The organism is Archangium violaceum, assembly GCF_016859125.1.
Lineage (GTDB): Bacteria > Myxococcota > Myxococcia > Myxococcales > Myxococcaceae > Archangium > Archangium violaceum_A.
The window spans coordinates 8,806,715-8,831,504 of the sequence record NZ_CP069338.1 but is presented as its reverse complement, the minus strand read 5'-3'; the positions used below and the strand labels follow the sequence as shown (position 1 = coordinate 8,831,504).

24 protein-coding genes are annotated in these 24,790 nt (G+C 68.1%); 8 read left to right on the top strand and 16 right to left on the bottom strand.

Translation table 11 applies throughout. The features are described 5' to 3' along the window. Positions 1 to 7 precede the first annotated feature (7 nt). The 11 genes from rpsS to JQX13_RS37510 form a co-directional block, all read right to left on the bottom strand. The gene (rpsS, locus tag JQX13_RS37560; protein ID WP_043409002.1) at positions 8 to 289 is read right to left on the bottom strand and encodes a 30S ribosomal protein S19; all 282 of its coding nucleotides are present in this window, start codon (positions 287 to 289) and stop codon (positions 8 to 10) included. 15 nt (positions 290 to 304) lie between these two features. Continuing rightward, positions 305 to 1,150, bottom strand: coding sequence for a 50S ribosomal protein L2 (gene rplB, locus JQX13_RS37555; RefSeq protein WP_203404238.1), 846 nt, complete (start codon positions 1,148 to 1,150; stop codon positions 305 to 307). A gap of 32 nt (positions 1,151 to 1,182) precedes the next feature. Beyond that, positions 1,183 to 1,476, bottom strand: coding sequence for a 50S ribosomal protein L23 (locus JQX13_RS37550; protein WP_203404237.1), 294 nt, complete (start codon positions 1,474 to 1,476; stop codon positions 1,183 to 1,185). Then, the gene (rplD, locus tag JQX13_RS37545; protein ID WP_203404236.1) at positions 1,473 to 2,096 is read right to left on the bottom strand and encodes a 50S ribosomal protein L4; all 624 of its coding nucleotides are present in this window, start codon (positions 2,094 to 2,096) and stop codon (positions 1,473 to 1,475) included. The genes JQX13_RS37550 and rplD overlap by 4 nt, the downstream gene beginning before the upstream one ends. Positions 2,097 to 2,149: 53 nt before the next feature. Beyond that, positions 2,150 to 2,458 (bottom strand): 30S ribosomal protein S10, encoded by a 309-nt coding sequence (rpsJ, locus tag JQX13_RS37540; protein ID WP_002625389.1) that lies wholly within the window; start codon positions 2,456 to 2,458, stop codon positions 2,150 to 2,152. 193 nt (positions 2,459 to 2,651) lie between these two features. Further along, positions 2,652 to 3,842 carry an elongation factor Tu gene (tuf, locus tag JQX13_RS37535; protein WP_203404235.1) on the bottom strand — a complete coding sequence of 397 codons (1,191 nt, stop codon included), beginning with the start codon at positions 3,840 to 3,842 and terminating at the stop codon, positions 2,652 to 2,654. 118 nt (positions 3,843 to 3,960) lie between these two features. Further along, positions 3,961 to 6,036, bottom strand: a complete 2,076-nt coding sequence (gene fusA, locus JQX13_RS37530; protein ID WP_203404234.1) for an elongation factor G — start codon at positions 6,034 to 6,036, stop codon at positions 3,961 to 3,963. Between the two features lie 139 nt (positions 6,037 to 6,175). Further along, a complete protein-coding gene (gene rpsG / locus JQX13_RS37525) occupies positions 6,176 to 6,646 on the bottom strand; it encodes a 30S ribosomal protein S7 (protein WP_043408972.1) in 471 nt (156 codons plus the stop codon). A gap of 150 nt (positions 6,647 to 6,796) precedes the next feature. Continuing rightward, on the bottom strand, positions 6,797 to 7,168 hold the full coding sequence (gene rpsL, locus JQX13_RS37520; RefSeq protein WP_014395857.1) for a 30S ribosomal protein S12: 372 nt from the start codon (positions 7,166 to 7,168) through the stop codon (positions 6,797 to 6,799). A 206-nt stretch (positions 7,169 to 7,374) separates the two neighbouring features. Next, complete coding sequence (rimI, locus tag JQX13_RS37515; RefSeq protein WP_203404233.1) at positions 7,375 to 7,890, bottom strand: ribosomal protein S18-alanine N-acetyltransferase; 516 nt, start codon at positions 7,888 to 7,890, stop codon at positions 7,375 to 7,377. Further along, positions 7,887 to 8,606 carry a hypothetical protein gene (locus tag JQX13_RS37510; RefSeq protein ID WP_203404232.1) on the bottom strand — a complete coding sequence of 240 codons (720 nt, stop codon included), beginning with the start codon at positions 8,604 to 8,606 and terminating at the stop codon, positions 7,887 to 7,889. Before JQX13_RS37510 ends, rimI begins: the two co-directional genes overlap by 4 nt. A gap of 115 nt (positions 8,607 to 8,721) precedes the next feature. On the opposite strand from JQX13_RS37510, the gene dnaJ reads away from it, so the two are divergent. The 5 genes from dnaJ to JQX13_RS37485 all read left to right on the top strand — a co-directional run bounded on the left by dnaJ (position 8,722) and on the right by JQX13_RS37485 (position 17,006). Further along, positions 8,722 to 9,894, top strand: a complete 1,173-nt coding sequence (gene dnaJ / locus JQX13_RS37505) for a molecular chaperone DnaJ (protein ID WP_203404231.1) — start codon at positions 8,722 to 8,724, stop codon at positions 9,892 to 9,894. 100 nt (positions 9,895 to 9,994) lie between these two features. Then, positions 9,995 to 10,720: a HEAT repeat domain-containing protein gene (locus JQX13_RS37500; RefSeq protein WP_203404230.1), complete on the top strand. Its 726-nt coding sequence runs from the start codon at positions 9,995 to 9,997 to the stop codon at positions 10,718 to 10,720. Positions 10,721 to 10,935: 215 nt separating this feature from the next. Continuing rightward, positions 10,936 to 12,615 (top strand): hybrid sensor histidine kinase/response regulator, encoded by a 1,680-nt coding sequence (locus JQX13_RS37495; protein ID WP_203404229.1) that lies wholly within the window; start codon positions 10,936 to 10,938, stop codon positions 12,613 to 12,615. Positions 12,616 to 12,692: 77 nt separating this feature from the next. Further along, positions 12,693 to 14,411, top strand: coding sequence for an arginine--tRNA ligase (argS, locus tag JQX13_RS37490; RefSeq protein ID WP_203404228.1), 1,719 nt, complete (start codon positions 12,693 to 12,695; stop codon positions 14,409 to 14,411). 42 nt (positions 14,412 to 14,453) lie between these two features. After that, positions 14,454 to 17,006: a 1-acyl-sn-glycerol-3-phosphate acyltransferase gene (locus tag JQX13_RS37485; RefSeq protein WP_203404227.1), complete on the top strand. Its 2,553-nt coding sequence runs from the start codon at positions 14,454 to 14,456 to the stop codon at positions 17,004 to 17,006. A gap of 54 nt (positions 17,007 to 17,060) precedes the next feature. Here JQX13_RS37485 and JQX13_RS37480 read toward each other — a convergent pair whose 3' ends face one another. Genes JQX13_RS37480 through JQX13_RS37470 form a run of 3 tightly spaced genes read right to left on the bottom strand, consistent with a single transcriptional unit; the run spans position 17,061 to position 20,035 of the window. Beyond that, positions 17,061 to 17,498, bottom strand: coding sequence for an Ig-like domain-containing protein (locus JQX13_RS37480; RefSeq protein WP_239014093.1), 438 nt, complete (start codon positions 17,496 to 17,498; stop codon positions 17,061 to 17,063). Continuing rightward, entirely contained in the window at positions 17,498 to 18,673 is a 1,176-nt protein-coding gene (locus tag JQX13_RS37475) for a cytochrome c3 family protein (protein ID WP_203404225.1), read from the bottom strand. The genes JQX13_RS37480 and JQX13_RS37475 overlap by 1 nt, the downstream gene beginning before the upstream one ends. Next, positions 18,674 to 20,035, bottom strand: coding sequence for a hypothetical protein (locus tag JQX13_RS37470; RefSeq protein ID WP_239014092.1), 1,362 nt, complete (start codon positions 20,033 to 20,035; stop codon positions 18,674 to 18,676). It lies immediately after the preceding gene. A gap of 166 nt (positions 20,036 to 20,201) precedes the next feature. On the opposite strand from JQX13_RS37470, the gene JQX13_RS37465 reads away from it, so the two are divergent. The 3 genes from JQX13_RS37465 to JQX13_RS37455 are packed head-to-tail and all read left to right on the top strand — an operon-like array spanning position 20,202 to position 22,567. Next, positions 20,202 to 21,365, top strand: a complete 1,164-nt coding sequence (locus JQX13_RS37465; protein WP_430384113.1) for a CPBP family intramembrane glutamic endopeptidase — start codon at positions 20,202 to 20,204, stop codon at positions 21,363 to 21,365. 52 nt (positions 21,366 to 21,417) lie between these two features. Continuing rightward, entirely contained in the window at positions 21,418 to 22,203 is a 786-nt protein-coding gene (locus JQX13_RS37460; RefSeq protein ID WP_203404223.1) for a HipA family kinase, read from the top strand. Continuing rightward, positions 22,181 to 22,567 (top strand): DUF3037 domain-containing protein, encoded by a 387-nt coding sequence (locus tag JQX13_RS37455; RefSeq protein ID WP_203404222.1) that lies wholly within the window; start codon positions 22,181 to 22,183, stop codon positions 22,565 to 22,567. The genes JQX13_RS37460 and JQX13_RS37455 overlap by 23 nt, the downstream gene beginning before the upstream one ends. Before the next feature lie 33 nt (positions 22,568 to 22,600). Here JQX13_RS37455 and JQX13_RS37450 read toward each other — a convergent pair whose 3' ends face one another. Both JQX13_RS37450 and JQX13_RS37445 read right to left on the bottom strand, forming a co-directional pair. Further along, positions 22,601 to 22,816, bottom strand: a complete 216-nt coding sequence (locus JQX13_RS37450) for a DUF5818 domain-containing protein (RefSeq protein ID WP_203404221.1) — start codon at positions 22,814 to 22,816, stop codon at positions 22,601 to 22,603. Further along, the gene (locus JQX13_RS37445; RefSeq protein WP_203404220.1) at positions 22,813 to 24,678 is read right to left on the bottom strand and encodes a S8 family serine peptidase; all 1,866 of its coding nucleotides are present in this window, start codon (positions 24,676 to 24,678) and stop codon (positions 22,813 to 22,815) included. The genes JQX13_RS37450 and JQX13_RS37445 overlap by 4 nt, the downstream gene beginning before the upstream one ends. Positions 24,679 to 24,790: the final 112 nt, after the last annotated feature.

Sequence of the window (24,790 nt, the reverse complement as noted above, 5' to 3'; positions counted from 1 at the left end):
GGGCCGGCTACTTGCCCTTGGCGACCTTCTTCTCCGCCGAGTGACCACCGAACGTACGGGTCGGGGCGAACTCGCCGAGCTTGTGGCCCACCATGTTCTCGGTCACGAAGACGGGGATGAACTTGCGGCCGTTGTGCACCGCGAAGGTGTGTCCCACGAACTCCGGCAGGATGGTGGAACGCCGGGACCACGTCTTCACAACACTCTTCTTGTTCGTCTTGATCATGTCCTCGATCTTCTTCACGAGGTACCCATCGACGAACGGACCCTTCTTGATCGAACGCGCCATTGCGTGAACCCTCGACTACTGGCTGCGCGCGCCCGGACGGCGGACGCTCACGATGAACTTGTCAGTACGCTTGTTCTTGCGGGTGCTGAGGCCCTTGGTCTTCTGGCCCCACGGCGACACCGGGTGCGGGTTACCCTGACCGGACTTACCCTCGCCACCACCGTGCGGGTGGTCGACGGGGTTCATGGCCAGACCGCGGACGGTGGGCCGGATGCCCAGCCAGCGGCTACGACCCGCCTTGCCGATGCGGATGATCTCGTGCTCCAGGTTGCCCACCTGGCCCACGGTGGCGCGGCACTCGATGAGCACCATGCGCACGGCACCCGAGGGCAGACGCACCTGAGCGTAGCGGCCCTCCTTCGCCATCAGCTGACCGGAGGAACCCGCGGAGCGGATGATCTGCCCGCCGCGGCCCGGCTTCAGCTCCACGTTGTGGATGATGGTGCCAATCGGGATGTTGATGAGCGGCAGGGTGTTGCCCGGACGGATGTCCGCGTTCTCACCCGCCATCACGGTGTCCCCGACCTTCAGGTCGACCGGGGCCAGGATGTAGCGCTTCTCGCCGTCCGCGTAGTGCAGGAGGGCGATGTTGGCGGAGCGGTTCGGGTCGTACTCGACCGCCGCGACCTTGGCCGGCACGCCATCCTTGTCCCGACGCTTGAAGTCGATGACGCGGTAGCGGCGCTTGTGACCACCACCCTGGTGACGACGGGTGATGTGGCCGTGGACGTTGCGGCCGCCGGACTTCTTGAGGGGCTCGGTAAGGCCCTTCTCCGGCGTGTCCTTGGTGATGTCCGCGAAGTCAGACACCGTCATCAGACGGCGGGCGGCGGAGGTCGGCTTGTACTTCTTGATGCCCATGGTGGTTCCTCAACGTCGGTCAGCGCCGTGCGCTAGACCGCGCCTCCCTCGAAGAGTTCGATCTTGTCCCCCTCCTTGAGGGTGACGACCGCCTTCTTGAAGTTCGGCCGCTTGCCAATCGAGCGGCCCACCCGCTTGGTCTTGCCGCGGACGATGTTGGTCCGCACGCCCTCGACGTTCACCTTGAAGAGTTGCTCGACGGCGCGGGCCACGTCGTACTTCGTGGCCTTCTTGTCGACGATGAACGAGTACTGCCGGAACTTCTCGCGGGCCGCGTCCAGCTTCTCGGTGATGAGCGGTCCCTTGATGACGTCGTTGATATTCACGAGAGCGCCCCCTCGATGGCCTTGGCGGCCGAGGAAGTGAGCACCAGGTGCTTGTGGCGGAGCACGGACTCGAGGTTCAGACCCTCGGGGGGCAGAACATCGAACTTCGCCAGGTTGCGCACGCTGCGGTGCAGGTTGGTGTTGTCCTTGGCATCGATGACCAGTGCGTCGGCCAGCTTCAGCCGCTTGGTCAGAGCCTCGAAGGCCTGCTTGCTCTTTGGAGCAGCCAGGTTGAAGTCGCTCACGATGATGAGCGTCTTCTCACGGGCGCGCAGCGACAGGGCCGCCTTGAGCGCACCGCGACGGACCTTCTTCGGAGGACGGTAGAAGTAGTCCCGCGGCTTCGGGCCCATCGCCTTACCGCCGCCCACCCAGTGGGAAGCGCGGATGGAACCCTGACGAGCGCGGCCGGTGCCCTTCTGCTTCCAGGGCTTCTTGCCACCGCCGCTCACCAGCGAGGTGTTCTTCACCGCCACCGTACCCCGGCGCCGGTTGATCTGCTGCATCTTCGCGACCTCGTAAAAGAGGTTCGCGTTCGGCTCGGCGCCGAAGACCTCGTCGGAGAGCTCAAGCTCCGACACCTTCTTCAAATCCAGATCGACTACGTCGAACTTCGCCATGGCTCTTTCCTCTGGGGAACGGAGTGGAACCGCGAGGGCTCAGCCCCGCTTCCTCAGGACTTGATCTCCACGTCAACACCGGCCGAGAGATCCAGCTTCATCAGCGCGTCCAGCGTCTGCTGGGTCGGCTCGAGGATATCGAGCAGGCGCTTGTGCGTGCGGATCTCGAACTGCTCGCGGCTCTTCTTGTCCACGTGCGGCGAGCGCAGAACCGTGAACTTGTTGATGCGCGTGGGCAGGGGGATCGGACCGGCAACCTTGGCGCCCGTGCGCCGCGCCGTCTCGACGATCTCCCCAGCGCTCTGATCCAGGAGCTTGGAGTCGTAGGCCTTCAGCCGGATGCGGATCTTCTGTGTCGCCATTCGCAAAAACCTCTTTGTACGGCCTCTGCCTGCCTGTGGGAGGCGCTACGCCCAACGTCCCCTGGATGTCACAGAGCCGTCTCTTCGAAGGGGCGCGGCTTGTACCACCGCAGTCCCCGTGTTTGCAACCTTATTCCCACTGCCCCGGCTTTTTTCCACCCGGAACGCCGGGGCAGGTGGGTACTTCCGAATACTACGCGATGATCTCGGCCACGACGCCGGCGCCCACGGTGCGGCCACCCTCGCGGACGGCGAAGCGGAGCTCCTTCTCCATGGCCACGGGGGTGATCAACTCCACCTCGATGGCGATGTTGTCGCCCGGCATCACCATCTCGACGTTCTCGGGCAGCTTCACCGTGCCCGTCACGTCCGTGGTGCGGAAGTAGAACTGCGGCCGGTAGCCCTTGAAGAACGGCGTGTGACGGCCACCCTCTTCCTTCGTGAGCACGTAGATCTGCGCCTTGAACTTGGTGTGCGGGGTGATGGAGCCCGGCTTGGCGAGCACCTGACCACGCTCCAGGTCCTCACGCTTCAGACCACGCAGCAGCGCGCCGATGTTGTCGCCCGCCATGCCCTCGTCCAGCAGCTTGCGGAACATCTCCACGCCCGTGACGACCGTCTTCTGCGTGGGGCGGATACCGACAATCTCGATTTCCTCGCCCACCTTCACCCTGCCGCGCTCCACGCGGCCGGTGGCCACCGTACCGCGGCCGGCGATGGAGAACACGTCCTCCACCGGCATCAGGAAGGGCTTGTCCGTCGCGCGCTGCGGGGTGGGGATGTACTTGTCCACCGCCTCCATCAGCTTGAGGATGGCCGGCTCGCCGATCTCCGAGGTGTCACCCTCGAGCGCCTTGAGGGCGCTGCCGGGGACGATGGGGATCTCGTCGCCAGGGAAGTCGTACTTCTTGAGCAGGTCGCGGACCTCCATCTCCACGAGCTCGCGCAGCTCGGGGTCGTCCAGCATGTCGACCTTGTTCAGGAAGACCACGATGTAGGGCACGCCGACCTGGCGGGCGAGCAGGATGTGCTCGCGCGTCTGGGGCATCGGGCCGTCGGCGGCGGAGACCACCAGGATGGCGCCGTCCATCTGCGCCGCGCCCGTGATCATGTTCTTGACGTAGTCGGCGTGGCCCGGGCAGTCGACGTGGGCATAGTGCCGGTTGGTCGTCTGGTACTCCACGTGCGCCGTGGAGATGGTGATACCGCGCTCACGCTCCTCGGGGGCCTTGTCGATCTGGTCGTACGCGAGGAACGTCGCGCCGCCCGTCTTCGCCAGCACCTTCGTGATGGCCGCCGTCAGGGACGTCTTGCCGTGGTCCACGTGACCGATCGTACCGATGTTCACGTGCGGCTTCGTTCTTTCGAACTTCTCCTTACTCATTGCTGCTCCTCGCGAGGCCGGCTTACCGGCCGAATCGAGAAAAGGTGCTGCGTCGTGCTCCAAACCCGCGGAAACGTCAATCTAAATCGCCCACTCCCCTCTCAGGGAGCCGGTCACATCAACGGTTCAGCGCGTCCTTCGCTGCCGGCGCGTAGTGGCTGAACCGCATGGTGTACGTCGCTCTTCCCTGACTGCGGCTGCGCAGGTCGGTCGAGTACCCGAACATCCTGGCCAGAGGCACCTGGGCGTGAATTGCCTGCACGCCCCCCGGCCGAGGCTCCATGCCCATGATCTTCCCCCGGCGTCCATTGAGATCGCCGATGACGTCCCCCGTGAAGTCGTCCGGGGTGACGATCTCGCAGTCCATGATGGGCTCGAGGAGCACGGGGTCGGCGGTGCGCACGGCGTCCCGGAAGGCCATCGAGCCGGCGATCTTGAAGGCCATCTCGTTGGAGTCCACGTCGTGCATCGAGCCGTCGTAGGCCTCCACCCTGATGTCCAGCATGGGGTAGCCCGCGATGGGGCCGCTCTGCATGGCTTCCTGGACGCCCTGCTTCGCCGCCTCCACGAACTCCTTGGTCACCACCCCGCCCACGATCTGGTTCTCGAAGACGAAGCCCGCGCCCGGCTCGCTGGGCATCACCCGCAGGTTGATGTGGCCGTACATCCCCTTGCCACCCGCCTGGCGGATGTACTTGCCCTCGGACTGCACCGCCTTGGTGATCGTCTCGCGGTAGGCCACCTGGGGCTTGCCCACGTTGGCGTCGACCTTGAACTCGCGCAGCAGTCGGTCGACGATGATGTCCAGGTGCAGCTCGCCCATGCCGGCGATGATGGTCTGCCCCGTCTCCTCGTTCGTCTTCACCCGGAAGGACGGATCCTCCATCGCCAGACGCGCCAGGCTGGCGATGATCTTGTCCTGGTCCGCCGTGGACTTCGGCTCGATGGCCACGTCGATGACGGGCTCGGGGAACTCCATCCGCTCCAGGATGATGGGGTGCTTGTCGTCACAGAGCGTGTCGCCCGTGGTCGCCAGCTTCAGGCCCACCACCGCGCAGATGTCACCGGCGTAGCACTCCTGGACCTCGTCCTTCTTGTCCGCGCGCATCTGCACCAGCCGGCTGATGCGCTCGCGCTTGCCCTTCACCGAGTTCCACGCGGCGGTGCCCGCCTCCAGCTTGCCCGAGTAGATGCGGAGGAACGTCAGCGTCTGTGACTGGAACGCCGGGTCGTTCATGATCTTGAACGCCAGCGCGCTGAACGGCGCCTTGTCATCCGTCTCGCGGATCTCGTCCTCGCCCTTGGGGCTCTTGCCGTGCACCGGGGGGACTTCCAGCGGGTTGGGCAGGTAGTCCACCACCGCGTCCAGCAGCGGCTGCACGCCCTTGTGCTTGAAGGCCGAGCCACAGAACACGGGGAAGATCTTCAGCCCCAGACACCCCTTGCGGATGGCGACGCGGATCTCCGCCTCGGTGAGTTCCTGGCCCTCGAGGAACTTCTCGGTGAGCGCGTCGTCCTGCTCGGCCGCGGTCTCCACGAGCTCGCTCCGGGCCGCGTTGGCCTCCTCGAGGAACTCCTCGGGGATGTCCACCACGTCATACCGGCTGCCCTGCTCCGAATCATGGAACACGAGCGCCTTCATCCGCACCAGGTCGATGACGCCGCGCAGCTTGTCCTCGGTGCCCAGCGGGAGCTGCATGCGCACCGGACGCGCGCCCAGCTTCTCGCGGATCGAGTTGACGGACATCGTGTAGTCCGCGCCCACCCGGTCCATCTTGTTCACGAAGCAGATGCGGGGGACCTTGTACTTGTCCGCCTGGCGCCAGACCGTCTCGGACTGGGGCTCCACACCGTTCACGCCGTCGAAGACCGCGATGGCCCCGTCCAGCACGCGCAGCGAGCGCTCCACCTCGATGGTGAAGTCCACGTGGCCCGGCGTGTCGATGATGTTGATGCGGTACTTCTGATCGCTCCGATTCCAGAAGGCGGTGATGGCGGCCGAGGTGATCGTGATGCCGCGCTCGCGCTCCTGGGGCATCCAGTCCGTGGTCGTGGTGCCTTCATGCACCTCGCCCATCTTGTGGATGGCTCCTGTGTAGAACAGGATCCGCTCCGTGGTCGTGGTCTTGCCGGCATCGATGTGCGCCATGATGCCGATGTTGCGATAGCGCTCGAGCGGGTACTCGCGAGGCATGTCTCCGAACCTCTCCAGAACGGGGCGGGCCCAATCCCCTGCCCTCCAACCACGAAACCAACGAAACGGATGTCAAAGACCTGAAACACCCGGACGCGGGAGGCCGCATCCGGGTGCCGGGCACTTCAGGACGCCAGGACTACCAGCGGTAGTGGGCGAAGGCCTTGTTGGCCTCGGCCATCTTGTGCGTGTCCTCGCGCTTCTTCACCGCGTTGCCGCGGTTGTTGGCGGCGTCCATGATCTCGCCCGCCAGCTTCTCCATCGCCGTCTTCTCACCGCGCGCCTTGGCGTAGGTGATGATCCAGCGCATGCCCAGCGCCACGCGGCGGTCCTGACGGACCTCCACGGGAACCTGGTAGGTGGCGCCACCGACGCGGCGGCTCTTCACCTCGAGCACGGGCTTGACGTTGTCCAGGGCCTTCTTGAAGGTCTTGAGGGGGTCCTCCTTCGCACGCTCCTCGATGAGGGCGAAGGCGCCGTAGCACACCCGCTCGGCGATGGACTTCTTCCCCTTGCGCATCAGGTCGTTCACGAACTTCGTGACGAGGCGGTCCTGGAACTTCGGATCGGGAAGGATCTTGCGCTTGGCTACTACGCGACGACGAGGCATTGCTCTGTATCCCTTACGCCCCGCTCCCATGCACCCGGGAGCCTTCGTGGGGCTTCAACTGCGTTGGCGAAATCAAGGAAGCTCCCCAGGGTGCGGGGCAAGCGTCCTAAACGGATGAAACGAAGGTGATCAACGACCCGGAGACCCGGATCAGCTCGGGCGCTTGGCGCCGTACTTCGAACGGCTCTGCTTGCGGCCGGCCACGCCCACGGAGTCCAGCGTGCCGCGGATGATGTGGTAGCGAACACCCGGGAGATCCTTCACACGGCCTCCGCGGATCATCACCACCGAGTGCTCCTGGAGGTTGTGACCCACGCCCGGGATGTACGAGGTGACCTCGATCCCGTTCGTCAGACGAACACGCGCCACCTTACGGAGCGCCGAGTTCGGCTTCTTCGGAGTGGTGGTGTACACGCGGGTGCAGACGCCACGCTTCTGAGGGCACTCCTTCAGAGCGGGGCTCTTGCCCTTGATGTTCAACTTCTCGCGGCCCTTGCGGACCAACTGGCTGATGGTTGGCACTGAGCTTCTCTTCCTTCCCGATTTGCCCCGGGCGGGTGTACCCAGGGGCGCATACAAACCTACAACTGCGCTTGAAAAAGGGCCGCGAGTATAGGGAGGGACCACCCTGTGTCAAGCACTGCCGGCCCACGGCATTCCAACCGTGGACGACATGGCGTCCTTTCCTGCTCTCTCCTGGCGAGCCCGGTCCTCTACTCCCCTGGCTTCTAGAAGTCGAGGACCATCACGATCGCGTCCTCGGGCGTCTGGCCCTCGTCCACGTAGTAGTTCGGCCGCACGCCCACAGGGCGGAAGCCGAATGACTTGTAGAGATTGATGGCAGGCTCGTTGCTCTTGCGCACCTCCAACGTCGCCAGGCTGCACTTGCGTGCCCGCCCCTCGGACAAGGTGGCCTCCATCAATCTGCGCCCCACACCCCGCCGGCGGTGCTCCGGTGCGGTGGCCACGTTGAGCACGTGCACCTCGTCATGGACGATCCAGAAGATGGAGATGCCCAGCAGTCGCCGGCCTCCCTCCGGAAGGGGCTCCTCCAGGAGGAAGATGACGGACCAGTCGTGTCCGAGCTCGCGCTGCAGCAGCTCGTAGGACCACGGGTTGGTGAACGAGGCCTTCTCCAGCTCCATCACCGCGGGCAGGTCCTCCCGCGTCATCCGCCGGATCAGGAACGGAGACTCCGGCTTCACCTGCTCCTTCGGGCGGGTCTCCTCGCGCATCCGCCTCATGGCAGCGCCTCCCGGGCGAAGGGAGCCACCCGCCGGACCTTCGCGCCCGCCCTCACCAGGGCGAACTCCTCCTTCGCGAGCTGGCCGTAGCGCTCCCTCATCAACCTCTCCCTCAGGGCGTCCCGCACCGACTCGTATGGCCCGCCCAGCGTCCCCTTGTGCTCCTCCCAGTACCGCCGCGTCTCCGATTCGCTCACCTGCGCGCGCAGACGAATCCGGCTGTCCAGGATGCGCTCGGCCCGCACGCCCCGCTCCAGCACCGCCGTGAGTTGCTCCAGGTCCGCGTCGTGCCGGGCCAGGAAGGCCAGCAGCGAGGGTTCGTCCTCGAAGCGCTCGCGGAAGATCTTCAGCCGGGCATCCACCTCCGAGCGCTCCGCCGGGAAGGCCTGCAGCCTGTCCGCCCCCGCCACCAGCAGTCGCTGGTTGATGGCCAGCTCGAGCGCCCCCCGGAGCGTCTGCTCGTCGAGCGAGGCCTCCGCCGCCCGCACGCCTCCTCGCTGCACCAGCGCCACCCGCGTCTCGAACTCCAACTCGCTCAGGGTGAGCACCTGGTTGCCGATGACCGCCACCACGCGATCGATGATCCGGCCCTGGGACGCCCGGGGCGCTTCGGGAAGGGCCTGCGACGCGGCGGACAGCGGTACCGACACCGGCACCAGCACGAGCCAGCCCACCACCAGCCCGGTCCTCGCTCTTCCTCCGCGCGGTGCTCCCATTCTTTCCCTCACGTCCCTCCAGCCACTTTATACATCCGGACCTCCAGGCACACGCCGTGCTGGCGCTCGCCGCACGGCTGGTTACGTTTTTGCAGGTTCGGAGGGCCACAACCCCATGGCGGACGACTACTACCAGATTCTCGGCGTGTCCCGGACGGCATCGGCCGACGAAATCAAGAAGGCTTTCCGCAAGCTCGCCCGCAAGTACCACCCGGACGTCAACCCGGGCGACAAAGCGGCCGAGGAGAAGTTCAAGCAGCTCAACGCGGCTTTCGAGATCCTGTCGGACGAGCGCAAGCGCAAGCTGTACGACGAGTTCGGTGACGCCGCCGCCCAGTTCGGTTTCGACGAGAAGAAGGCCGAGCAGTACCGGGCCTATAAGGCCGCACAGGCGGCTGGCGGCAGACCGTTCGGCGGCGGTGACGTCGGCGGCGCGGACTTCGACCTGGGCGACATCTTCGGCGACATCTTCGGCCGGGCGGGCGCCGGCGGCGTGGACGTCGGGGAGATCTTCGGACGTGCCGGCGGAGGCCGGGCCGCGGGTCCCACCCCGGGCGAGGACATCACCGCGACCCTCACGCTCAGCTTCAACGACGCCCTCACCGGCACCGAGCGCAGCATCTCGCTCCAGCGCCCCGGCCGTTGCCAGCGATGCCAGGGCTCGGGCCAGGTGGGGACTCCCTCCACGTGCGGCACCTGCGGCGGCACCGGCAAGGCGCGTCGCAGCGGCGGCATCCTGGGCATGGCCGTGAGTGGCACCTGCCCCACCTGCCGCGGCACCGGCCGCGCCGCGCCCCCCTGCCCTTCCTGCCAGGGCTCGGGCGTCGTGGCGGAAACGGCCCGGCTCACCGTGAAGATCCCCGCCGGCGTCCAGACGGGCTCCAAGGTACGGCTGTCCGGCCAGGGGGCCGCGGGCTCGCGCGGAGGGCCCCCGGGAGACCTCTATATCGAGACGATCGTCGCGGAACACCCCCTGGTGCGCCGCGAGGGAGACGACCTCTATATGGACCTCCCCGTGACCGTCTCCGAGGCCATGCTCGGCGCCGAGGTCCGCGTGCCCACCTTCCAGGGCGAGGTGACGGTGAAGGTACCCGCGGGATCCCAGTCCGGTCGCCGCATGCGCCTCAAGGGCCGGGGTGCGCCTTCCCTCAAGGGCGGCCCTCCGGGAGACCTCTACCTCACACTCCAGGTCAAGGTACCCGAACACCCCTCCACCGAGGCCCGGCAGGCCGCCGAGGCGCTCGCCCGTGCCTATCACTCGGATGTCCGGGGCTCGTTGCAGCTCTAATCGACGGCTCGTCACTGGCCATCCAAGCTTCTTGCGTTAGCTTGCGCCGCGTCCTACACGGCGCCCAAGAACTCGTTTCACCCCTCGGAGCATCATTCTCATGGGCATCTTCGATTTCCTCGGCGGCTCCGGCCCCGAGAAGGCCCTCAAGCTCAAGTCCAAGGTGACCCAGAAGTACGGGGACCCCACCACCCGCCAGAAGGCCCTCCAGCAGCTCGGGGAGATGAAGTACCCCGAGGCCGTCAGCGTCCTTCTGCACCGCTACACCATCACCGTGGAGCCCCTCACCACGGACGCGGACGAGAAGGAGCACGTCTTCGAGCTCATCAAGGGCTTCGGCAAGGACGCCATCCCCCCCGTCACCGAGTTCCTGCGCAAGAGCGAGCAGGCCACCTCCTGGGCCCTGCGCATCCTCGAGGCCCTGCTGCCCGAATCCGAGGTCGTCGACATCGTCGTGAGCACGCTCAATGCCCTGAGCGCTCAGTACATGCGCGATCCCGAGAAGAAGGTCGTCCTCCTCCACTATGTCACCGACAAGAAGGATCCGCGCATCGCCGAGGCGGTGCTGCCCCACCTCGACGACATGGCGGACGAGGTGAAGATCGCCGCCCTCAAGGCGCTCGGCCCCCAGAAGCACGAACCGGCGCGCGAGCCCATCCTCCGCCTCCTGACCACCAGCGATACCGCACGCCGCGTGCAGGTGGCCGCGCTGAGCGCGCTCCAGGAGAGCGGCTTCGGCGTCCAGGGCTACCGCGAGAAGGTCGAGCCGCTCATGACCGACCCCTACTATCTCGACGGCAACGGTGTGGTCCAACGCCGCTCCTGAGCTCCTGGTACCTGGTGGGTCGGGAGCCTCCCTCCCACCCTGTGTCATCCAGCGGACATGGCAATTGTCCTGCGGTCGGCCCTGTTGCGGGAGGGGCCGGGAGGGCTCTTTCCACCCCGGCTCCGGGTGGCGCAGGATCGGCATGAGCCGCGCTCGCGCCACCCCCACCCTGGACGGGGGTTGGCGCGCCGCCCCCTGGTTGCCGAGGTAGCTCCGTGCCGAAGAAGAAGGTTCCGCATCTGGCTGAGATCGTCACCCTCCGCCCCGAGACGAAGAAGCCCCGGCGCGTGCAGAAACCCCAGCCTCCCATAGACAACGAGGCCGCCGAGCGCGCCCTGGCGGAGATGTCCCTGCACATCACCTCCAGCGCCGGCCCCACCGAGGCCCTTCGCGCCCAGCTGCAGATCATTCACGGCCTGATGCAGGCCAAGACCGTCTACGTGGCGCGCTTCCTCCCCTCGCGCAACCAGCTCCACGTCGAGCACGTGCGTGGCCGCTACGACGAGCGCATCACCGCCGCCACCCCCGAGGAGGGCCTGGTCGGCCGCGCCTTCGCCGAGACGACGATCCTCCGCGACGAGGAGGCCGTCGCCGTGCCGCTCGAGAGCCCCCAGGGCGTCACCGGCGTGCTGGCCATCATCGCCCCGCGCCGCGCGCTCTCGGACTCCCTGCTCGCCGCGCTCGCCGGCCAGCTCTCCGCCTCCTACGAGGTGGCCCGCCTGCGCGACGACAGCGCCCGGCGCAACAAGGACCTCCAGACGGCCATCGCCGGCCTCAAGGCGCTCGAGCAGAGCCGCGACGAGCTGCTCGGCAACGTCTCGCACGATCTGAAGAACCCCCTCACCACCCTCAAGGCCTACCTGGCCATGATGGGCCGCGAGAAGCTCGGGCCCGTCTCCGATGCCCAGCGCCGCGCGGTCCAGGTGTGCGATCGCAGCGCGGACCGCATGCTGCGCATGGTGAATGATCTGCTGCTCATGTCCCGCCTCCAGGCCGGGAAGATGCAGCTCAACCAGCGCCCCTTCGGGCTCAAGGCCGTGGCCGAGGAGGTCATCCGCTCCCTCACCCCCGCCGCCGAGCAGGCCCGGGTGCAGCTCACCCTGCCCCCCTCCACCGAGGTCTTCGTCCGCGGCGATCGCGAGCGCATCGCCGAGGCCATCCAGAACCTCGTGGAGGGCGGCATCCACCGCTGCGAGGCCGACGACACCGTGGAGCTGCGCGTCTCCGTCGAGGACGGGCTCGCCCAACTCACCGTGAAGGACACCGGGCCGGGCATCAGCGCGGAGGACCTGGAGCACGTCTTCGATCCCTTCTACCGGCCCGAGGGCGCCCGGGGTCAGGGACGCAGCCTGGGCCTGCCCCTGGTGGCCAAGATCCTCGCGCTCCACGGCGGCCGGGTGGAGGCCGCCAGCACCCTGGGTGAAGGCACCTCCTTCCAGATGGTGCTGCCCATGTTCGCCGGCGCCGTCAGCACGCCCGACGCCGCCCAGGCCGGCCCTCGCGCTGGCGGCATCCTGCTCGTCGAGGACGACGCGGACTGCCGCGAGGTGCTCCAGCAGGTGCTCGAGCAGGAGGGCTACCGGGTGATGTCCACCTCGGGGGCCGCCGAGGCCCGCTCCATCCTCTCGCACATCCGCCCGGCCATGGTGCTCTTGGATCTCCGGTTGAGCGAGGAGGACGGACGCTCCGTGCTGCGCTTCATCCGCGGCACCGAGTCCCTGGCCGACATCGCCGTCTACATCATCTCCGGCGCCAGCGAGGTCTCCAGCCTCGGCGCGGGCCAGGGGTTGGACCGCATCGACGGATTTTTCGAGAAGCCCCTGCAACTGCCCCGGCTGCTCGACACCGTGGCCGCCGTGGTCCGGCCGAGCCGCCGCAACCCGGCCGTTAGTTGAAAGGCAACTCCGACTCGCCGCGTTGACAGAAGGTGCGCGGAATACGCGCTGGTTTCGCTTAGTATCCGCGCGATCCAATGAATCCTTCCGTCTACTCCCGTTATCGGACTGCCTTCGTCGAGGCGCTCGCCCAGACCCTGGGCGTGCCCGCCTCCGAAATCGACTCCCAGATCAAGCCGGCCGACCCGGCCCACGGCGACCTGTCCTTCCCCACCTTCCCCCTGGCCAAGGCCCAGAAGAAGGCCCCACCGGCCATCGCGGCCTCGCTGGCCCAGAGCGTGAAGGTGCCGGGCCTCGAGGTGGTGGCCGCCGGCCCCTACGTCAACGCGAAGTTCGCGCAGATGCCCTTCACCGCCGAGGTCATCGACACGGCGCGCTCGCAGGGCGTGCGCTACGGCGGCGGGGACCAGGGCGCCGGCAAGACGGTGGTCATCGACTACTCGTCGCCCAACATCGCCAAGCCCATCGCCTTCCACCACATCCGCTCGACGATGATCGGCCACAGCGTGGCCAACCTGCACCGGGCGCTCGGCTACAAGGTCGAGGGCATCAACTACCTGGGCGACTGGGGCAAGCAGTTCGGCCTGGTGGCCGTGGGCTTCCAGGAGTACGGCGTCCCCGAGCGCCGCAAGGACATGGCCCACCTCGTGGAGGTGTACGTCAAGGCCAACAAGCGCGCCGAGGCCGAGCCCGCCTTCGACGAGCGCGCCCGCGACTTCTTCCGGCGCATGGAGGCCGGTGAGCCCGAGGCGCTCGCGCTCTGGAAGGAGTTCCGCGAGACGTCCGTGCGCGACTTCGAGCGCATCTACGCCCGGCTCGGCATCAAGTTCGAGCACATGGAGGGCGAGAGCTTCTACCAGGGCAAGATGGAGCCGGTGATCGACGAGATCGCCCGCAGGCCCGGCGTCAAGGAGTCGCAGGGCGCCACCATCGTCGACCTGCCCTACGCGGAGAACGAGCCGCCCGTCCTGCTCAAGAAGAACGATGGCAGCACGCTCTACGCCACGCGGGACCTGGCGGCGGCCATCGACCGGCACGAGCGCTTCCAGTTCGAGAAGTCGCTGTACGTGGTGGCCACGGATCAGGCGCTGCACTTCCGGCAGCTCTTCCGGGTGCTCGAGGCCATGGGCCGCGAGTGGTCCAAGCGCATGGTGCACGTCAACTTCGGCCGCGTGCACGGCATGAGCACGCGCAAGGGTAACGTCGTGCTCCTCAATGACGTGCTCGACGAGGCGCGGACCCGCGCGATGGAGAAGGTGCAGGAGAACATCCAGGCGGGGAAGATCCAGACGAACAACCCGGAGGAGCTCGCCGAGCAGATCGGCCTGGGCGCCATCGTCTTCGGCGACCTGAAGAACCGCCGGACCACGGACTACACCTTCGACTGGGAGGACGTGCTCGCCTTCGAGGGGCACTCCGGCCCGTACCTCCAGTACGCCCACGCGCGCACCTGCAACATCCTGCGCCGCGGCGGCGGGGCGCCGGCCTCGTATGACGCGTCGCTGCTCACCCTGCCGGAGGAGCAGGCCGTGCTGCGCGTCATCGCCCGGCTGCCCGTGGTGGTGCAGGAGGCGGCGGATCAGGCCGAGCCGAGCTTCATCGCCCGGTGGCTGCTGGAGCTGGCCGCGGAGTTCAGCCGCTACTACACGCTGGGCAACCAGGATCGCACCAAGCGCGTCATCCTCGAGGGCAACGAGCCCCTGAAGGCGGCGCGGCTCGCGCTGACGGACGCGACGCGGGTGGCCCTGGCGGCGGGACTCGCGCTACTGGGTATCGCCACTCCCGAGAACATGTAGACGAGGTTGGACGAGGCTCTTGTGGATAAAGGGGGGCAACACATGGACACCGCATTGCTTCAAGCTGCGAATCACAGCGAGGCATTGAAGGAAGAGTTCGGCCCCATCTCCCGGGTGCTGGGGCAGCGCTACTTCGACGGGGTGCGCTTCCCCGCCGAGGCCGAGGACGAATTGCGCTCGCTCCACGCCAAGGGGTTCGTGGTGCACGTCATGCGCTCCACGGCGTGGATCAACTTCCTCTACCTGACCTGGGCCATGGTGCGCCGGGCCCTGCCCCCCGTGCGGGCCGTGGTGAACCTGCGCCCCTGGTTCACCCGCCCGTTCCGCAAGACGGCGCAGCGGGGTGACTTCGACGTGCGCTTCACCTACGCCCGGCGCCAGGGCGGCAGCGGCCTCATCTTCCTCAAGAAGACGGCCCTCCTGAGCGCCTCGGGCAAGGACATCGAGGAGAACCCCTTCCCCTCCCTCGTCTCCATGGCGCGCAAGGGGGACAAGACCGTCTACCTGGTGCCGGAGCTCTTCGTCTGGGAGAAGCGCACCTCGCGCGTCAAGCCGACCGTGCTGGATCACGTCTTCGGCAGCCCCGACGCCCCGGGCTTCCTGCACTCGATGGTGGCCTTCTTCCGCAACTACCGCCGCGCGCAGTTCCGCGTGGGCGAGCCCATCGATCTCAAGCGCTTCATCGAGGAGAACCCGCAGGACTCGGACGAGGTCATCGCGCGCAAGGTGCGCAGCGCCCTCAACCACCACCTGGCCCGCGAGACGCGCGCCGTCTTCGGGCCGCCGGTGAAGCCGCCCGAGCGCATCATCGAGGAGACGCTGCGCGACCGCACGCTGCGCAAGGCGCTGGACACGGTGGCCACCGAGAGCAACCGCCGGCCCGAGAGCGTGCTGCGCCAGGCCCGGCGCAACCTGCAGGCCATCGCCGCCAGGGCCAGCCCCACGACGCTGGCCTTCGTCTCGCCCGTGCTGGGGTGGGTGTTCAACCGCATCTACGACGGCATCGAGGTGGACGAGGCCGGGCTCAACCGCGCCCTGAAGGCGGCCAGCAAGGCCCCGCTGGTGCTGTGCCCCTCGCACAAGAGCCACGTGGACTACCTGGTGATGAGCTGGGTGCTGTGGAACCGCGGCTACGCGGTCCCCCTGGTGGCCGCCGGCGCCAACCTGTCCTTCTGGCCCCTGGGCCCCCTGCTGCGCCGCTGCGGCGCCTTCTTCCTGCGGCGCTCCTTCAAGGACGACAAGGTGTACGCCGCGACCTTCAAGGCCTACGTGAAGAAGCTCGTCCACGACGGCGTGCACCAGGAGTTCTTCCCCGAGGGCGGGCGCTCGCGCACCGGCAAGCTGCTGCAGCCCAAGCTGGGCATGTTCACCTGGCAGGTGGAGTCCGTGCTCGAGGGCGCGCGCAACGATCTCATCTTCGTGCCCGTGTCCATCGACTACGAGAAGGTCGTGGAGTCGAGCAGCTACTCGAAGGAGCTGGCCGGCGGCGAGAAGAAGCCCGAGGACATCAAGGCACTGCTGAGCACGCCCAAGGTGCTCGCGGCGCGCTACGGCCGCATCCACCTCACCTTCGACGAGCCCCTGTCGCTGGTGGCGCTGATGAAGAGCCGCGGGCTCGATCCGGCCCAGCCCATCACGGATGATCAGAAGAAGGGCCTGGTGCGCGCCCTGGGCAACCGGGTGATGTACGGCATCAGCAAGGTGTCGACGGTGACGCCCCACGCCCTGCTGAGCGGGGCCCTGCTGTCCCACCGCCGGCGCGGCATGACGAGCCGCGAGCTCACGGATCGCATCAACATCCTGCGCCGCGTCGCCGAGGAGGAGAAGGCCCCGCTGTCCACCCTGCTGAAGAACTCGCCGAGCAACCCGGAGGCGATGGGGGCCATCCAGGACGCCATGCGCACCTTCTGCTCGGACGGCATGGTGCGCACACAGAAGGCGCACGGCGAGGTCATCTACCAGGCCGAGGACCACCGCCGCGGAGAGATGTCCTTCTACAAGAACACGCTGATGAACCTGGTGGCGGCGCGCGGCCTCGTGGCCAATGCGCTGCTGGTGGGGGCTCCGGCACCGTTCGACGAGGTGAAGGCCCGTGCGCTGTGGCTCTCACGCCTCTTCAAGGTGGAGTTCATCTACCGGGTGGGCGCGAGCTTCGACACCATCTTCTCGGAGATGGTGGAGCGGCTGGTGCGGATGGGACTGGTGCTGCACCAGGGCGACACCCTGAGCGTGGCGCCAGAGCCCCATGCCCGTCCGGAGCTGGAGTTCCTGGCGGATCTGCTGCGCGACTACCTGGAGGCGTACCTGATCGCCGCCCAGACGCTGCCGGAGGTGGCGGCCGGCACGGTGCAGGATCGCAAGTCCTTCGTGAAGCAGGCGCTGGAGGTGGGACGCGCCGAGTACCACTCGGGGCGCATCACCGCGGCCGAGTCCCTGGCCAAGGTGACGCTGGAGAACGCGGTGGCCTACATGCTGGACCAGCGCTACCTCGTGGAGGAGGACAAGAAGCTGAAGCTGGGACCCGCGGCCCCCGACGTGGCGGCGACCCGGCAGTTCACCGAGGAGATCCGCCGCTACCTGCGTCACCAGGGCTGAGCCCCGCTCCCCTCTCCCCCGGGAGAGGGGCACCCGTGTGGCCCGGACTCCGGCTCAGGGCGCCGTACGGAAGGGCACCCGAACCTCTTGCCTGAGCGGGTTGCCCTCGTAGTCCGTCAGCGAGGTGCGCAGCACCAGCGTGTACGCGGTGCCCGGCTTGAAGGCCCCCGCCTCCGCCGCGCTCACCGTCACGGTGTACGGCACGTCCCCGCGCTCGAGGTTCTCGTCCGCGTCCGAGGCGGGCGGCACCGTCAGCACCAGGGGGAGCTCCGCCCTGCCCTCGAAGACCGCGATGCCCGGGCGCAGCGTGCGCACGTCCATCGTCTCGGAGAAGAGGACCTCCAGCTGGCCACTCAGGGGCAGCGTGCCTCCGGCGCTCGGCTCGGTGGACACCACGTCGGGCGGATCCGTATCGCGCTCGGCGAGGAATGGATCCCCCGGCTCCAGACACGCGGCACACCCCAGCAGCCCCACGAGCAACAACCGGCGCATCAACGGCACCCCCTCTGCTCGAGGCTCGCCTGGGTGTGGCACTTGACGCAAGCCCGATCGTTTGCCGCCGCCAACCGCTTGCACGCCGCCGCGAAGCCGTCCGGATGGGGGTTCACCTGCCGCCGCACCGAGCGCTCCGAGTGGCAGCTCATGCACGACTCCTCCCGGTGGCAGGACACGCACTGCTGGATGTCACGCGAGGCCGCGACGCCGTGGTGCTGGGGCCCGGGCACCTCGACCCACGCGCTGTAGTCCGGGTGCACCTTCACGTTGCGCGCGCGCAGCGAGCGGTCCGCGTCCATGCCCACCCCGGTGCGCTCGTGACACGCCGCGCAGAAGGACTGCGTCCGGTGACAGCTCGAGCAGCGCGAGGAGTCCTGCCGCGCCTGTGCCGGGTGCAGGGTGATGTAGTCGTTGGGGTGCACCGACAGCGGCTTCTGGAGCGCGTCATGGCACGACTGGCAGTAGCTCTCGGCGTGGCACGACATGCACGTCTGCCGATCCACCGACGCTCGGCTGCCGTGGTTGAACTCGTAGCGGGGCCCATGGTCCAGCCCCAGCGGATCCCCCTGCATCGGCCGCAGCACACCCGAGGGGAACGTGAGCTGCAACCGCCCCGAGGGCTCCGTCAGATGGCAGGTGCGGCACTCCTTCGAGGCCACGTTGCCGTTGTGGCACTCGAAACAGGTGGCCATCTTCGGGAGCTGCTGCCGCGTGGCGAGCCGCACGTCCTTCATGTCGCCATGGCATGTCGCGCACTCCACCTTCTTGTCCACGTGCACCTTGTGGTCGAAGCGCAGGTTGGCCGGCGGCAGGTCCACCTTCAGCGGCGCCAGGCGCACCGTGGGATCGAACCCCGGGTGGCACGTGTTGCAGCCCGAGGGTGGGTCCGTCTTCGCCCCCTTCTTCGCCGCCTCGATGTCGTGACAGGTCTCGCACTCCTCGTGACCCGGGAGGTTGCGATCCTTCGCCGAGCCACTCGCCCGGACGTCCTCGTGGCAGCTGACGCACTCGGCGCCCGCCGCCAGGTGCCGCGCGTGGTCGAACTTCAGGGGAATGTGCTGAGCCGGGTAGATGGCGAGGCTGCGCTCGCGAGCCGTGGCCGCCCAGGCGACTCCCGCCACCACGAGGGACAGGGCCACGAGGCCCAGGGCTGTACGGTACGGGCGCTCCATCTACAGACTCGCCTTCAGATCGAAGAGGAAGAACACCTTGGAGTCCCAGCGCGTGTACGCGTTCACGTTCTGCTCGAGCACCAGGGACACGCGCGCGGCCCGGGTCAGCATGTGGCTGGCCCACACCTGCGCGCCGAGGAAGTTGCCCGCCAGCAGCGGGTTGAAGCCATCGTCGATGCTCGCCACGGAGAGCCGCCCGTCCAGGGTGAAGCGCCCGTCCCCGAAGCCGTAGCCGGCCGTGAGATCCGCCCAGAACTGCGAGCCCCCGAAGCCCCGCCGGTACGACACGTCCAGCGCCGAGCGTAGGCGGCCCCGCTGAAACGCCGCGCCCGCCGAGCCGCCCGCCGTGTAGGACGGAGGTCCTCCAGGATCCTCCGCCCTCTTCGCCACATCGGACTCGCTGTTGAGCGCCGTGTGGTACAGGCTCCCCACACCCTGCACGTAGTAGCGCAGCGGGCCCCGCGGGAAGTAGTCCACGCGCACCCGCGCCTCGTCCCTGGGCGCGAAGGCGAACCAGTACCAGATGGAGTCCGCGGAGAAGACCGGAGACACCCTCAGCGCCTCGCCGCTCACCGCCAGCCGCTCCCCGTCCCACCGCACCTGGGCGCGAGCCTGCGCGAGCCCCATCCGCAACAGATCGAAGTCCACCCCCGCCAGCGCGCTCACCCCCGGCCCCTGCCCGTACCGCACCTCCGCCGTCGCGCGCTCGAGGTCCGTCTGCCCCTCCACCAGCGCCCGGCGGTAGCCCAGCGCGGCGGACAGGCCCGACAGGGAGCCCGGGCCCTCCAGCAGCAGCTTCCCGCCGTACATCGGCTCCAGGGCCGTCAGTGTCGGATCCGCCCCGGCCACGCCCTCCTCCAGCCGGCGCGAGTCGCTCTCCCGCGTCCCATCGGGCTGGTACACCGACGAGGACAGGAAACCGCCCCCCTTCACCCACAGCCCGCCATACACCTCGGCGCCGATTCCCAGCGGGCTCATGTAGCGCACCCGCAGGCCATCGAAGGCCAGGATGTCCCCCACGTCCACGTAGACCTGCCGCCCCAACCGGCCCTCGAGACCGTTGCCCCCGTAGCGCACGAAGGCGTGGAGCAGGTCCGCGTCCTCCGAGCGCACCCCGTCGATCCTCGCGGCCTCGCCGCGCGGCAGCCCGAAGTCCGCGAAGACGCGCAGGCTGGACTCGAAGCCCACGTCCTGCCCGGTGATGAGCTCGTACCCGTTGATCCCCAGGTACTGGACGATCCTCCGGCGAGGCAGCAGCACGGGCTCACCCGCGGAGGAGTCCCTCCAGGCGCGGATCTGATACACCTGCGCCTCGGTGCGCGCCTCGAGTTGGAACGCGGAGGCCGACGCGGTTGTCGACATCAACAGTGCCGCCAGCGGACACGCGCGACGCAGAACGCCTCGCCCGATATCCGTCATCCGTCTCCGCGTTCGTTCCGGGAAGCGCATCACAGTCTCGGCATTATAGAAGCGACTCGCCTGGGTGCGTCGGGTTTTGAGCACCTCTCTCACAAACCGGAGAAAACCGGTGGAAGAAGTCAGTTCCAGTCCTCCACGACCTCCTGCTCCTATCCTTTGGGATCCCCGCACCGTGGCGGTGGTCGCCACGATGGCCGTGTTCGTGGCCTTCCTGGCCTCGGGGCTGCTCGTGCAGCCCCTCAACGTGGCCTTCGGCATCTGGTTCACCCAGATCTTCGTCTTCTTCGGCGTGGGCTGGTACGTGCTGCGCGCCACCGGGAGGGAGCCGGTGCGCTACACCGGCCTGTCCTTCCCGGGCCTGGCGCCGGTGGCCTTCGGGTTCGCCCTGGGCGTGATCAACTTCTTCGCCATCGTCGCGCCCGTCCAGTACGTCTCCCAGTCGCTGATGCCCAAGACGTGGCGGGAGATCTACGACGTGGCGGACATCTTCCGCGGGCAATCGCCGGTGGAGATGGCCCTCATCGTGGCGAGCGTGAGCCTGGGGGCTCCGGTGTGCGAGGAGTTCTTCTTCCGGGGCATCTTCTTCCAGGGCCTGAAGGCGCACGGGGGGCCGCCCCTGAAGCCCCTCGTGTTCTCCGCGGTCGTCTTCAGCGCGTTCCACCTGGATCCGGTGGGTTTCCTGGCCCGCGTGGAGCTGGGCGTGCTGTTCGGCTGGCTGCTGCTGCGCACCGGCTCGCTGTGGCCCTGCATCCTCGCGCACTCCGCCAACAACCTGGTGTCCACGGTGCTGTTCTTCAGCGCGAAGCACCTCGAGTCCCCCCAGGAGCCCACCAGCCAGCAGGAGATGATGACCCTCCTGATGTTCGCGCTCGTGGGGAGCGGAATCCTCTGGGCGCTGCTGTCCGCCGCGCGCCGCTTCCCCGTGCTGCTGGGGGGCCCTCCCCGTCCGGTGGAGCTCGTGGAGGCCCCGGAGGCTCCGGTCCGGCTGGAGCCCCCGACCCGATTGCTGCGACTGGCGATCCCCTGGGTGTTCGCCGCGGCGCTGTCCCTGGGCACCTACGTGACCCTGGATCCCCTGGGTGTCCAGCTGAGTCAGATCGATCTGCGCTACCCGCTGACGCCCGTGCCCGAGGATTCGCCGGATGCGCTGCACGCCGAGCGAGAGGCCCTGTTCGAGCTCCGGGTGCGTGCCCGCCGGGGCGAGGTCCCTCTCGGGGAGTACGCCCAGGAGCGGGCGAGACAATCCAAACAAAAGAGACTCGATGTCCGTTGACGGTGTATGCCCCCGTCTCTCTCGGGGAGAAGGCTGGGGTGAGGGTCGACACATGAGAACGATCACCGCGACACGCTACGTCACACCGCTGCGAGAGGGCGGCTCGGTACCCGCCATCATCGAGGCGGAGGACTCGGGGCTGTACGTCCTGAAGTTCCGGGGGGCGGGCCAGGGAATCAAGGCGCTCGTGGCCGAGATCCTCTCGGGCGAGCTGGCGAGGGCCCTGGGACTGAGGATGCCGGAGCTCGTGCTGGTGGAGTTGGATCCCGCACTGGGCCGCGCCGAACCGGACGAGGAGATCCGCGATCTGATCAAGGCGAGCGCGGGCCTCAACCTGGGCATGGACTACCTGCCGGGCTCCATCACGTTCGATCCGACGGTGGGCCCGGCACCAGCAGCCGCGGAGGCCTCGGCCATCGTGTGCTTCGACGCCTACGTGACGAACGTGGACCGCACGCCGAAGAACCCGAACCTGCTGTCCTGGCACAAGGCGCTGTGGCTCATCGACCACGGCGCGTCCCTGTACTTCCACCACGCCTGGGACGACTACCTGGAGCGCAGCCAGAGCCGCTTCCCGGCGGTGAAGGATCACGTGCTGCTGCCCTGGGCCTCCGCGCTCCCCGAGGCGGAAGCACTCCTGCGCCAGCGGGTGACGGCGGACGTCATCCAGCACGTCGTGGCGTGCGTGCCCGACGCGTGGCTGGGCCCGGCGATGGAGCCTCGCTTCGCGACGGTGGCGGAGCACCGGGAGGCCTATGCCACCTACCTGCTGAAGCGCCTGGAAGCGCTGCCGGCGTTCATCGAGGAGGCACAACGTGCCCGCGCACAGCTCGTTTGACTACGCCATCATCCGCGTCGTGCCGCGAGTGGAGCGCGAGGAGTTCATCAACGCGGGCGTCATCCTCTACTGCCTCACCCGGCGTTACCTCGATGCGCGGGTGGAGCTGGACGAGCGGCGGCTCGCGGCGCTGGCACCGGAGGCCGACGTGGAGCTCATCCGCGGCCACCTGGCCTCCATTCCCCGCGTCTGCGCCGGAGGCAAGGCGGCGGGGCCCATCGGCCAGTTGCCGCAAAAGGAGCGCTTCCACTGGCTGGTGGCGCCGCGCAGCACGATGATCCAGACGGGCCCGGTGCACTCGGGCCTGTGTCAGGAGCCGGAGAAGGCGCTCGAGCACCTGCTCCAGCGGATGGTGCGGCGCTGAGGCCCCACCACCCGCCCCACCCGTCGTCACGGGTCAGATGAAACGGTAGGACGCCACGTTGAAGACGGGGCCCGTCATGGCGAAGGTCATCACGTCTCGGGCGACGTCACCGTGGACCTCCACCCGCTGGCCGTCCTTCTTGATCTTCCGGTCGCCGCCAGCGAGCTGGTACGTGTGCCCATCATCCCCCTCGAGCACCCAGACGCCGCCCTCGATGTCGCGGAACACCACGCGTCCGGTGAGCTTCATACCGCGGACTCCTTGCGCAGCAGGGCCCGCGCGATGAAGAGGCAGATGAACGTATTGACCACCAGCCATGGCACGGCGAGGAAGGTGAAGGGCATCCACGCCAGGGCGGGCGCCTTGCTCCAGGCGGCGTAGGCGAGGAAACCGGCGAAGCCCAGCGCGAGCCCGCCGATGGCCGGCCGGAGCCCCCGGAACTTGATGGCCAGGAAGGACAGCAGCAGGGGGATGAGGGAGCTGTAGAAGAGCGGGTTGGCCATCTTGCCCCGGCCGAAGATGATGCGCTGCCAGTCGGGGATGGGCAGGTACGCCGCGTCCACCACATCACCCGCCACACCCGAGGCCCCGCCGAACCACGAGCGCGCGAAGAACACGCCCACCGTGGCAAGCACCAGCGGCACCAGGAAGCTCGGACGGAAGAGGATGTTGAAGTAGCCCGGACGCTCGCGCCCGCGCATCGTCAGCAGCACCAGCGCCAGCAGGGCCAGGGCCCACCACAGTGACGGCCAGCGCGAGGCCCCACCTCCGAGCGCCTTCAGCGAGGCCTCGGCGTCCAGCAGCCCGTGCCCGTACTCCTCCGTCCAGGCCTGGCCCCCTACCCGCTTCGCCCCGGCGTAGAGGGCCTTCTCCACCTCGTCCGGCCCGCTGGCGCCCTCGGCGTAGAGCAGCGCCGCCACGGCCGCCACGTGAGGGGTCGCCATGCTCGTGCCCTGGTAGGCCGCGTAGACGGAGCGCGACACATCCCGCGGATCGATGGTGTTCTGCAGGATGCCGCCCGCGTCTCCCTGGCGCTTGTCACCACCCGGGGCCGCGATGTCCAGCTCCCTGCCATAGGACGAGTACGGGGCCCGCGTGCCATTCGGGCCCACCGCGGCCACCGCCACCGAGCCCGGGTACGCCGCCGGGAACTCCACCCGCGAGCGCCCCGCGTTGCCCGCCGCGGCCACCACCGTGACGCCCTTCTTCCGCGCGTACTCCACGGCGTCCGCCATCACCTTCGAGTAGCCACCCCCACCCAGGGACATGTTGATGACGTTGGCGCCGTTGTCCGCCGCGAAGCGGATGGCCTCGGCGATGTCCGCCGACGTGCCGGCACCGAAGTGGTTGAGCACCTTCACCGGCATCAGCGTCGCCTCGAAGGCCACGCCGGCCACGCCCTGGCCGTTGTTGGTCGCCTGCGCGATGGTGCCCGCCACGTGCGTGCCGTGCCCGTGGTCGTCATTCGCGTGCGCATCGTCGTTGACGAAGTCGTACCCCGTCTTGAACTTGACGCCCTCGAGGTCCGGCACCTGCTTGAAGTCGTCGTGATCCTCGTAGGCCACGCCCGTGTCCAGCACCGCCACCACCACGCCCTTGCCACGGCTCTGCTGCCAGGCGCTCGGCATGTGGATCATCCGGAGGTTCCACTGCTTGGGGTAGTCCGGATCGTTCGGGGTGTAGCCGTCCTTGCCCACCTCCTCGAGCGGCGCCTCCAGCCCGGACACGGCCTCCTCCGCGGGCGGCACCGAGTACACCTTCAGCGGCTCGGCGGACTCGACGGCCGGGTTCTGGCGGATGCGCGCGAGCACCTCGTCCACGGAACCCACGCCCCGGGCGATCGTCACGCCCGTTCGCTCGCCCTCCACGGAGTTGAACTCGAGGTTCACACCCCACTCGGCTTCCCAGGCATCGAACTCGGCCTTGGAGGTGCCGTCCTTGAAATCCACGACGATGCCGCCGGGCACCTCCTCGGCCAGCTCACGCCGCGAGGTGTCCACCGCGGGCGCTTCCCGCGCCTGCTCGCCCCCGGACTCCGGGGGAGACGCGCAGGCCGCCGCCATCACCAGGGCCAGCACCGCACTTGCCAGGGTCCAACGCTTCATGGGCATGGGCGCTCCTTTGACGACCCATACGAACGAACCGCGGAACGATTGGGTCTGGATCGAATCTGTTTGATACCCCTCCCAGCGGGCAAGTTCCCTCCGGGATGAGGAACCTTCG

Bases quoted from the DNA above. Each gene is read 5' to 3' on its own strand.
- rplD (WP_203404236.1), bottom strand. From the start codon at position 2,096: ATGGCGAAGTTCGACGTAGTCGATCTGGATTTGAAGAAGGTGTCGGAG.
- fusA (WP_203404234.1), bottom strand. From the start codon at position 6,036: ATGCCTCGCGAGTACCCGCTCGAGCGCTATCGCAACATCGGCATCATG.
- tuf (WP_203404235.1), bottom strand. From the start codon at position 3,842: ATGAGTAAGGAGAAGTTCGAAAGAACGAAGCCGCACGTGAACATCGGT.
- JQX13_RS37480 (WP_239014093.1), bottom strand. From the start codon at position 17,498: ATGCGCCGGTTGTTGCTCGTGGGGCTGCTGGGGTGTGCCGCGTGTCTG.
- JQX13_RS37445 (WP_203404220.1), bottom strand. From the start codon at position 24,678: ATGCCCATGAAGCGTTGGACCCTGGCAAGTGCGGTGCTGGCCCTGGTG.
- JQX13_RS37485 (WP_203404227.1), top strand. From the start codon at position 14,454: ATGGACACCGCATTGCTTCAAGCTGCGAATCACAGCGAGGCATTGAAG.
- JQX13_RS37475 (WP_203404225.1), bottom strand. From the start codon at position 18,673: ATGGAGCGCCCGTACCGTACAGCCCTGGGCCTCGTGGCCCTGTCCCTC.
- rpsS (WP_043409002.1), bottom strand. From the start codon at position 289: ATGGCGCGTTCGATCAAGAAGGGTCCGTTCGTCGATGGGTACCTCGTG.
- JQX13_RS37500 (WP_203404230.1), top strand. From the start codon at position 9,995: ATGGGCATCTTCGATTTCCTCGGCGGCTCCGGCCCCGAGAAGGCCCTC.
- argS (WP_203404228.1), top strand. From the start codon at position 12,693: ATGAATCCTTCCGTCTACTCCCGTTATCGGACTGCCTTCGTCGAGGCG.
- rpsG (WP_043408972.1), bottom strand. From the start codon at position 6,646: ATGCCTCGTCGTCGCGTAGTAGCCAAGCGCAAGATCCTTCCCGATCCG.
- JQX13_RS37470 (WP_239014092.1), bottom strand. From the start codon at position 20,035: ATGTCGACAACCGCGTCGGCCTCCGCGTTCCAACTCGAGGCGCGCACC.
- rpsJ (WP_002625389.1), bottom strand. From the start codon at position 2,458: ATGGCGACACAGAAGATCCGCATCCGGCTGAAGGCCTACGACTCCAAG.
- rplB (WP_203404238.1), bottom strand. From the start codon at position 1,150: ATGGGCATCAAGAAGTACAAGCCGACCTCCGCCGCCCGCCGTCTGATG.
- JQX13_RS37450 (WP_203404221.1), bottom strand. From the start codon at position 22,816: ATGAAGCTCACCGGACGCGTGGTGTTCCGCGACATCGAGGGCGGCGTC.
- rimI (WP_203404233.1), bottom strand. From the start codon at position 7,890: ATGAGGCGGATGCGCGAGGAGACCCGCCCGAAGGAGCAGGTGAAGCCG.
- JQX13_RS37510 (WP_203404232.1), bottom strand. From the start codon at position 8,606: ATGGGAGCACCGCGCGGAGGAAGAGCGAGGACCGGGCTGGTGGTGGGC.
- JQX13_RS37460 (WP_203404223.1), top strand. From the start codon at position 21,418: ATGAGAACGATCACCGCGACACGCTACGTCACACCGCTGCGAGAGGGC.
- dnaJ (WP_203404231.1), top strand. From the start codon at position 8,722: ATGGCGGACGACTACTACCAGATTCTCGGCGTGTCCCGGACGGCATCG.